The 7,989-nt window shown below is 54.5% G+C and carries 7 protein-coding genes; 2 read left to right on the top strand and 5 right to left on the bottom strand.

The genetic code is table 11. The features are described 5' to 3' along the window. Window positions 1-245 precede the first annotated feature (245 nt). A complete protein-coding gene (locus tag AD944_RS01635; protein ID WP_045543256.1) occupies window positions 246-677 on the top strand; it encodes an NUDIX hydrolase in 432 nt (143 codons plus the stop codon). Between the two features lie 156 nt (window positions 678-833). Here AD944_RS01635 and AD944_RS01640 read toward each other — a convergent pair whose 3' ends face one another. The 4 genes from AD944_RS01640 to AD944_RS01655 all read right to left on the bottom strand — a co-directional run bounded on the left by AD944_RS01640 (window position 834) and on the right by AD944_RS01655 (window position 6,075). Beyond that, window positions 834-2,000, bottom strand: a complete 1,167-nt coding sequence (locus AD944_RS01640; protein WP_045543255.1) for a lipase family protein — start codon at window positions 1,998-2,000, stop codon at window positions 834-836. A gap of 141 nt (window positions 2,001-2,141) precedes the next feature. Continuing rightward, window positions 2,142-4,655 (bottom strand): excinuclease ABC subunit UvrA, encoded by a 2,514-nt coding sequence (locus tag AD944_RS01645; protein ID WP_045543257.1) that lies wholly within the window; start codon window positions 4,653-4,655, stop codon window positions 2,142-2,144. A 77-nt stretch (window positions 4,656-4,732) separates the two neighbouring features. Further along, entirely contained in the window at window positions 4,733-5,071 is a 339-nt protein-coding gene (locus AD944_RS01650) for a hypothetical protein (RefSeq protein ID WP_045543254.1), read from the bottom strand. Further along, window positions 5,068-6,075, bottom strand: a complete 1,008-nt coding sequence (locus AD944_RS01655) for a glutathione S-transferase family protein (RefSeq protein WP_045543253.1) — start codon at window positions 6,073-6,075, stop codon at window positions 5,068-5,070. Before AD944_RS01655 ends, AD944_RS01650 begins: the two co-directional genes overlap by 4 nt. Window positions 6,076-6,251: 176 nt before the next feature. Here AD944_RS01655 and mobB point away from each other — a divergent pair, with 176 nt between their 5' ends. Beyond that, window positions 6,252-6,773 carry a molybdopterin-guanine dinucleotide biosynthesis protein B gene (gene mobB, locus AD944_RS01660; RefSeq protein WP_045543252.1) on the top strand — a complete coding sequence of 174 codons (522 nt, stop codon included), beginning with the start codon at window positions 6,252-6,254 and terminating at the stop codon, window positions 6,771-6,773. Here the strand turns inward: mobB and AD944_RS01665 are convergent. Beyond that, on the bottom strand, window positions 6,761-7,987 hold the full coding sequence (locus AD944_RS01665; RefSeq protein ID WP_061474700.1) for a molybdopterin molybdotransferase MoeA: 1,227 nt from the start codon (window positions 7,985-7,987) through the stop codon (window positions 6,761-6,763). The genes mobB and AD944_RS01665 overlap by 13 nt on opposite strands. Window positions 7,988-7,989 lie beyond the last annotated feature (2 nt).

Raw genomic sequence — 7,989 nt, forward strand, 5'->3', positions numbered from 1 at the left:
GTGAAGCGCTTTCTAAGCTAACACCAACACACCGTCAACCCCTCACACAAATCAACACAAATACCCCAGTCAACAGCCAAAAAAGCCGGGAAATGACGCCTGAAAAAGCCGCTATATGAGATTAACATTCGTTCATTTTTTGATTTTTTGGATTTCTCCAGCGTCTCTGCCTCGTCTCGAAGATTTTCCTATATGGTTATCGCTGTAAGAAACGCGCCCCACCTCCCTGAGAAGGAACCTACCCTATGGCCGAGGCCTCCTCCATCATCCGAATTACAACAGCTTTGATCATGAACCTGAAAGGAGATGTCCTGCTGGTGCGTAAAGCGGGAACAACCGCCTTCATGCAGGCAGGCGGTAAGCTGGATTCTGGAGAAACGCCACGTCAAGCTTTAGCGCGTGAACTGAAAGAAGAACTCTCCTTAGAAGTCGAACCAGACATATTTGATTACCTGGGCTCTTTTAGTGCCCCCGCAGCTAATGAACCCGGCTGGTCCGTGGAAGCTGAGTGCTTCTATCTTCTCTGCCCGAATGTGGACTCACCGGAAGCCGAAATTGAGGAAGTGCTCTGGGTTGATCCATTCTCTCTTCCTGAGATTGAATTAGCCCCCCTTACCCGTGATTACATTTTGCCACTGGCGCGGAAACGGCGGCAAAGCTGCCCTGCCCCTCATTAAGACGACTGAAAAGCTGATAGACTGAACTCTTGGCTGAACAAGGCCCCCTTGGGCGGCTAAAAATATCCCCACCCCTAACGGACTTGCCTCGGCTTTAAGGGACTTCCCCCCTCGACAGATGGAAGTCCTTATTTAAGACCCAGAAGAACTACGGACTTATAGATTAGATGCGCAACTGCCGGACACAGGCTGTCCTGCCATGACTGCTTTTGTGAAGGCAGCAGAATCAGGCAACGACGCAAGAACAGTTTGGGAGTGATCCAACCCTTTATAGAGATGCGCCTGTACCGTGCTGCCTGCTGCACAAGCCGCTTTTACCAGTGCCATTTGGGAACTGGCCGCGACATCAAGATCACCGCTCCCCGTGCCGACAAACAGAGGCTGCTTCAAGGCCAGAGTAGGATACATCATGGCCTTGAATGCCGGAGCCAAAGCTTTACCCATTGTGGGGGTGAACGTATTTTTACGGGTTAGACCGTCTTTACGAACCTGTTGCATCAAAGGAGCAAGGCAGACCTGCGACGCGGCATGGTACGCATTCATCGCTTTCGGTGTGAATGCCTCCTCCGGTTTGAAATCTGGGTCAATATTAGCCAGAGAAGCCCCAAGGAGTAACCCATAAGCAATAACGGGATCTTGCTGCGCAATGGCTTTCTTTGCCTGGGGCGATGTCTGCTCCTGATGCGTCAGCAATGCATTGAGAACGTCCGGGGTCATGTAAGGAATGCCGGTCGCAACCGTTCCGCGAATATTGAGGTCGGGTGCATAATCAGGTGCGTAAGCCGCCGCCCCAAATGCTGCTCCTGCTCCCTGAGATTGCCCCACCAGCATGATCTTGTTTTGTAGTCCGGGCACGCCAGCTAGGGCCGCACGCACGGAATCAAGCACGCTATAGGCTTCTGTGCGCACATTCAGATAAGGATGGGGGCCTTCACCCCCCAGCCCCTGATAATCGGTGGCGACAATGGCAAAGCCGCGCTGCATCCAGGCAGAAAGATAAGCCCTGTTCCGCTCTGTATACGGATGAAGGGACGGCGCGCAGGAGTCAGCAATTCCAACTGTGCCGTGAGACCATGCGACAACAGGCCACCCACCGGCGGGAGGCGTGCCAGACGGCAGAATGACTTCTGCCGTCACGGGCACAAGACCCGTGCCTGTAATACCATTGGTGGAAAGGTAGGTAATCCGTAGGGAACGCCCTGCGTCCGGAAGACTGAATTGACTGTCTAACGGCACACTTTCAATCAACTGACCTGCGGCTTTAACCGGCGTTGGCGTGGAGGGGTGTTCAGACGCAGCACATGCGCTTAGCAGTAAGCTCATCACTCCTGCGGCAAGAACTGTCCTGAAACTAAAAGTGCTGCTTTGAAAATAATTTCTCATTCTGCCGCCAACCCGTTCATTAGCATTATCGTTTTACAGGTAGAGTGCGCCTGTGACCTGCCTGCTTACTGACACCCTACCCTAGTTTACATAACGGGCAAGGAACGAAGCGGTCTGACTGTGAGGATTAACTGAAACGTCATGGGGAGTACCGCTGGCTACAATGTGCCCTCCGTCCTCTCCGGCACCAGGCCCCATATCGATCACCCAGTCCCCTGCGGCGACGACCCGCATGTCGTGTTCGGCAAGAACCACGCTGTTGTTCTGATCCACCAATTTTTGCAGTTGCTTGAGCAGCCTGTCTACATCCGCCGGATGCAAGCCGGTAGTCGGCTCATCCAACACATACAGCACGTGACCGGCCCGCCGCTTTTGCAGTTCTGTGGCCAGTTTGATACGCTGGGCTTCACCACCTGAAAGTTCTGTTGCGGGCTGACCGAGACGCAGATAACCAAGACCGCCTTCGCGCAACGTTTCAAACCCATGCGAGAGCGCCCTATCCTGCGCAAAAAAAGTGCACGCTTCATCCACGCTCATGCTCAGCACATCCGCTATTGTCTTACCCCGCAGCGTGACAGCCAGAACTTCCGGTTTGTAACGGCTCCCATGACAGTCCGGGCACGGCGCATATACACTGGGCAGGAAAAGAAGCTCCACCATGACCGACCCCACTCCCTCGCATTTGGGACAACGGCCTTTGGCAACGTTGAAGGAAAACCATCCCGCGTCAAACCGTCTTTTCCTGGCTTCCAGGGTTGCGGCAAATGCCTGCCTCACCAGATCAAACAACCCTGTATAGGTTGCAAGATTGGAGCGCGGCGTGCGGCCTATGGGTTTTTGATCAATAACCACAAGCCTCCGCACTTTTTCCAGCCCGGACACCACACACCCTTGCGGTTGTCCTGCTTCTGCGGACTCAAAAAGGGCCTCATCTTCTGTGTCTTCTTCACGCGCAATAGGTTGCCCCAATGCGCGGGACACAACGGAAACCAAGGCTTGTTCGATAAGGCTAGATTTACCGGAGCCTGACACCCCGGTAACGGACACCAATACACCCAATGGCAAAGAAAGACTGATATCCTGCAGGTTATTCCACGTGATATTCGCTAGTTTCAGAAAGCCCTCCGGCTTACGCGGCTGCATGGTTCTCTTTGCCGGGGCATCAAATAAATAATGCCGTGTCCGAGAGGCTTCTACCTGCCTCAACCCCTCCGGCGGTCCACTGTAAAGCACCTGCCCGCCTCGCTCACCCGCTTCTGGCCCCACATCCACCAACCACTGAGCACGACGAATAACATCAGGATTATGCTCCACCACAAGCAGGGAATTCCCCGCGGCCAGCAGACCATCCAGCGCCCTCAGCAAGGCCTGTGTATCTACCGGATGAAGGCCGGAGCTTGGTTCATCCAGCACATAGACCACCCCGAAGAGATTGGAACGGATTTGGGTTCCAAGCCGGAGCCGCTGATATTCACCGGGAGATAGGCTTTGCACGCTGCGGCTGAGTTGAAGATATCCAAGCCCCAGATCCAGCAACACAGCAACCCGCTCAATCAGGGAGCCCACAATCCCTTGCGCTGCGACACTGACTGCATCCTGCCCTCTCAGGCCGGGCTGCATCTCCTTCAACGCCAGAGCAATGTGTTTCAGTGGAAGTGCTGAGAAATCTGCGATATTGCGGCCACCGAATGTTACTTTGAGCGCATCTGGGTTCAATCTCTGCCCATGGCAGACCGGACAGGGCGAACTGACCATGAAGGACGCTGCCCGCGCTCGCATTTTCGCACTTTGAGATTTTGCAAAGGTTTGCAGTACATATCGTCGGGCACCGGTAAAAGTGCCATTGTAGTCTGCCGGGTCTCCCCGTTTTATGGCCGCCAGAACCTCCTCATGCGTGCGCCCCGGATAAACGGGTTCTGTGGGAGTGTCCTCTGTATACAAAATCCAGTCGCGTGTTTTCTGCGGTAAATCCTTCCAGGGTTTATCAACATCCACCCCGCGCGTAATCAGGATATCCCGCAGGTTCTGGCCTTGCCAAGCAGTGGGCCATGCAGCTACGGCGCGTTGCCGAATGGTCAGCGTATCATCTGGCACAAGTGTTTTCTCAGTCACATCATAGATGCTTCCAAGCCCGTGGCAGCGCGGGCATGCGCCCATGGGAGTGTTGGATGAAAAGGATTCAGCTTCCAGACGCGCCATGCCGGGCGGATAAGACCCAGCGCGGGAGTAAAGCATCCGCAGCAGGTTAGAAAGCGTGGTCACACTGCCAACGGTCGACCGACCGCTACTTCCGCCTCTTTGTTGCTGAAGAGCGACTGCTGGGGGGAGCCCTTCAATACTCGCCACGGCGGGCACCGGCATCTGGTTAAACAGTCGCCGCGCATAAGGAGAAACGGATTCCAGATAACGCCGCTGCGCTTCCGCATAGATCGTGCCAAAGGCAAGAGAAGACTTACCTGACCCTGAGACCCCGGTGAAGACCACCAACTGGTCACGCGGGAGATCTACATCAACATTTTTCAGATTATGTTCCCGTGCGCCCCGCACACGGATCATTGACTGAAGAGAGGGGGCGGGTTTGGCGTGATCTGTCATAACCACACTATACCGCCAGGAAAGAGAGGCGGTGAAACCCTGCATACGCATTCGACCCATGCAGAGCATAAGGCCCTTTAGGAGTGAGGTGCCGCCTCCAGCCCCAGCCATTGTGGCTTGCGCCGCTCCACCCACGCCAGCACCCTATCAGTCAGACGCCGCAAAAAAGCGATATCTTCGGACAGAAGAATAACACCCAAAGGCAACATCCAAAGCCCCAGAACCGGCAGAATGGAGAGAAAACCTCCGCAGATCAGCAGCACACCAACGGGGAGACGCGCCCATCGTGCCTGTGGTTTACGCATCCAGCGGACAGCCGGCTGAGCCTTTTCTGGCAGCCGAAAGATCAGCAGTTCTATCCGACGCTCATGATCATCCTCAATTTGTAGAATTTCTGTCAAACGCTGCTCGGTCATTCTGTTTCTGTTCCTTCTCTGGGGCGCCTTACCGCCATACTGGATTCCCCAAAAGGCGGGTTTGGCCCTACGGGCACAATGCCAGTGGGGTCCAGCCAAGGGTGGCTCAGGTAGTAATGGTTTTTGATGTGAAAGAAACTGACTGTTTCCGCGATGCTAGGCAGACCGTAAAGCCTCTGCACATATCCGCTGAGCACTGGATAATCACTAAGTCTCCGCACATTACATTTGAAATGTCCCACATAAACCGCATCAAAACGGATCAATGTGGTGAAAAGACGCCAGTCCGCCTCTGTCAGTTGATCTTCCACCAACCAGCGCCTGCCGCGCAGATGGTGCTCAAGCCAGTCCAGCGTTTCAAACACTTCCCGAACCGCATTCTCATAGCTCTGCTGAGACTGCGCGAAACCACATTTATACACGCCGTTATTAAGCGTGCTGTAGATACGCTGGTTCACAGCCTCAATCTCATTACGCAAAGGAATGGGATAGTAATCTCCTTCCCGCGCACCAATACCATCAAATGCGCTGTTCATCATGCGGATGATATCGGCGGATTCATTGCTGACGATTGTCTCTTGGTGCGTATCCCACAGCACGGGAACGGTCACGTTGCCCGAATAATCACTGTTAGCCCGCGCATAGAGTTCGTACAGAAAGCTGGCTCCATATAACGTATCAGGAAGTACGCCCTGCCCCTCCTCAAAGGTCCATCCGTGCTCTCCCATCAGCCAGTGCGTCACCGAGAGGCCTATATGGTTGCTCAAGCCTTTCAAATGTCTGAAAATCAGGGTGCGGTGAGCCCATGGGCAGGCAAGAGACACATACAGATGGTAGCGCCTTGCTTCCGCCTTGAAGCCTCCCTCCCCTGTTGGGCCTGCTTTGCCATCTGGCGTGATCCAGTTTCTGAACTGTGAAGGCTGGCGGGAAAACGCCCCTTTCCCTGCCGTATCATGCCCCACGCCTTGTGTTGCCTGCCATGTGCCATGCAACAGGTAACCCATTGTCACTCCTTCCGCATTTACGGTTCAGTTTTCCTGACCTTTAACGTGGGAAGGCGCCGAAGAGTGCATTAGGTCGCCCAAGAAGCTGATGTTTCCGCCTTTTCTTTTAGGTGATCGCGTTACCCGGCCATATCTGATAGAGCCAAAAATATTATCCACGGGTTTCAGGAGCGACCATGTCCACACCAAGGCACCAAGCTGTTATGGGCCTTACTGGCCGTAGCGGCTCTGGCAAAACCCACCTGATGGCCCGCCTGCTCCCCGTCTTACGGGAACGGGGTGTGAGTGCGTCCACCATCAAACGCACACACCATCACATTGATATTGATAAACCCGGCAAGGATTCCTTTATCCACCGACAGGCCGGGGCATCAGAGGTCATGCTGGTCACGCCTGATCGCTGGGTTTTACAACATAGCCAACCTGAACCCAGCCTGCCTGATATCCTCCGCCGCATGGCGCACGTTGATCTGGTCCTTATTGAAGGGTTTCATGCTTCTGTTCCCGCCACGATAGAAATCTATAGAGCAGACATAGGGAAAGAGCCGCTTTTTAAAAGTCAGACCAACCGTATCCTCGCCGTGGCCACCACTACGCCTGCCGCTGTACCAGCCTCGTTTCCTACACTGGATCTGGATGATACGGACGCTATTGCATCCTTTATCCTGAAAAATGCCTGTTCCATTCAACTAACATGAAGGGGAATGACCCAGCGTCTCTGCCCTACGGTAACAGGAGTATGCGGGTCAATCCGCAACAGGGCATTAGCCCGCGTGAACACCATGATATCTGAGGCCCCCACGCTGGGAAGCAGAGAAATACGCCAGCCTTCACCATCTGCCTGACAAGACACGGGAACAAAATGCGTTGTGTCACATGCTGGGGCCAGATCAAAATCCACCGTGCCTGCTATCAGCGTTGGCCCATGCACATCCCCCATAACAGAGCGCAGATAAGGCAGAAGAAAAACCAAAGCACAGATAGCAGAAGCACCGGGATTACCCGGCAGGCAGAATACCAGTTTTCCGCCCTGTTCCAGAACTGAAAGAGGCTTACCCGGACGGATTTTCACCCCCCGAAACAGAACCTCTGCACCAAGCTCTTTCAGAACATCCAGAACATTATCCGTGTCCCCAACGGATATTCCGCCCGTAGTGACCAGTATATCAGACTGTTCCCACGCAGACAGTAGCTCTGCCCGAAGGTGGAGGGCATTGTCTGAAGACACAACATGCGTTTTCACCATGGCTCCGGCAGAAGCCAGTAACGCCGCCAGCATGGGCGTATTTGAATCTGCACGGGCATCCGGCGCATCCGTAGCCAGTTCCGCGCCATTCGCCACCACGGTAAGTCGGGGAGATTTGATAACTGACACATGACGCACATTTTGGCTGGCCAGCAAAGCAATATGTCGCCAGTCCAGCTTCTGCCCTCGGTGAAGCAGACGAGTGCCGTTCGTAAACTCCTCACCTGCCCGGCGGATATTAGCCCCTCTGCTGGCTAACGCATGAAGAGGGCGAACGCGCCCGGTCTGTAGGTCAAGCTGCATGCGCTCCGCCGCCATTACGCAATCGGCACCCGGCGGAATACGGGCACCAGTCAAAATACCCCGTGCCTCTCCGGGCTGTAGGGGAAGAGGCATATCTCCCGCAGCGTCTTGGCCACCCGCCAAGAGGCCCGGTAGAGATGCTTCCATCTCCGCGTGAACAAAGGCGTAACCATCCATTGCAGAACTATCGGCAACAGGGCGATCAGAAGTGGCAAGCACATCCTCGGCGGCGATGCAGCCATTACCCTCTACCAAAGGAAGAGTTTCGGTCGGGTCTGTCCTTTTGTCCGCGCTCGCCAAAATAAGCTGCAAGGCAGTGGGATAATCGTAAGCTTCCGGAGTGAGACGCCTTGTTGATTTTATGA

The organism is Acetobacter tropicalis (assembly GCF_001580915.1).
GTDB lineage: Bacteria > Pseudomonadota > Alphaproteobacteria > Acetobacterales > Acetobacteraceae > Acetobacter > Acetobacter tropicalis.

Bases quoted from the DNA above. Each gene is read 5' to 3' on its own strand.
- AD944_RS01640 (WP_045543255.1), bottom strand. From the start codon at position 2,000: ATGAGCTTACTGCTAAGCGCATGTGCTGCGTCTGAACACCCCTCCACG.
- AD944_RS01650 (WP_045543254.1), bottom strand. From the start codon at position 5,071: ATGACCGAGCAGCGTTTGACAGAAATTCTACAAATTGAGGATGATCAT.
- AD944_RS01645 (WP_045543257.1), bottom strand. From the start codon at position 4,655: ATGACAGATCACGCCAAACCCGCCCCCTCTCTTCAGTCAATGATCCGT.
- AD944_RS01655 (WP_045543253.1), bottom strand. From the start codon at position 6,075: ATGGGTTACCTGTTGCATGGCACATGGCAGGCAACACAAGGCGTGGGG.
- mobB (WP_045543252.1), top strand. From the start codon at position 6,252: ATGTCCACACCAAGGCACCAAGCTGTTATGGGCCTTACTGGCCGTAGC.
- AD944_RS01635 (WP_045543256.1), top strand. From the start codon at position 246: ATGGCCGAGGCCTCCTCCATCATCCGAATTACAACAGCTTTGATCATG.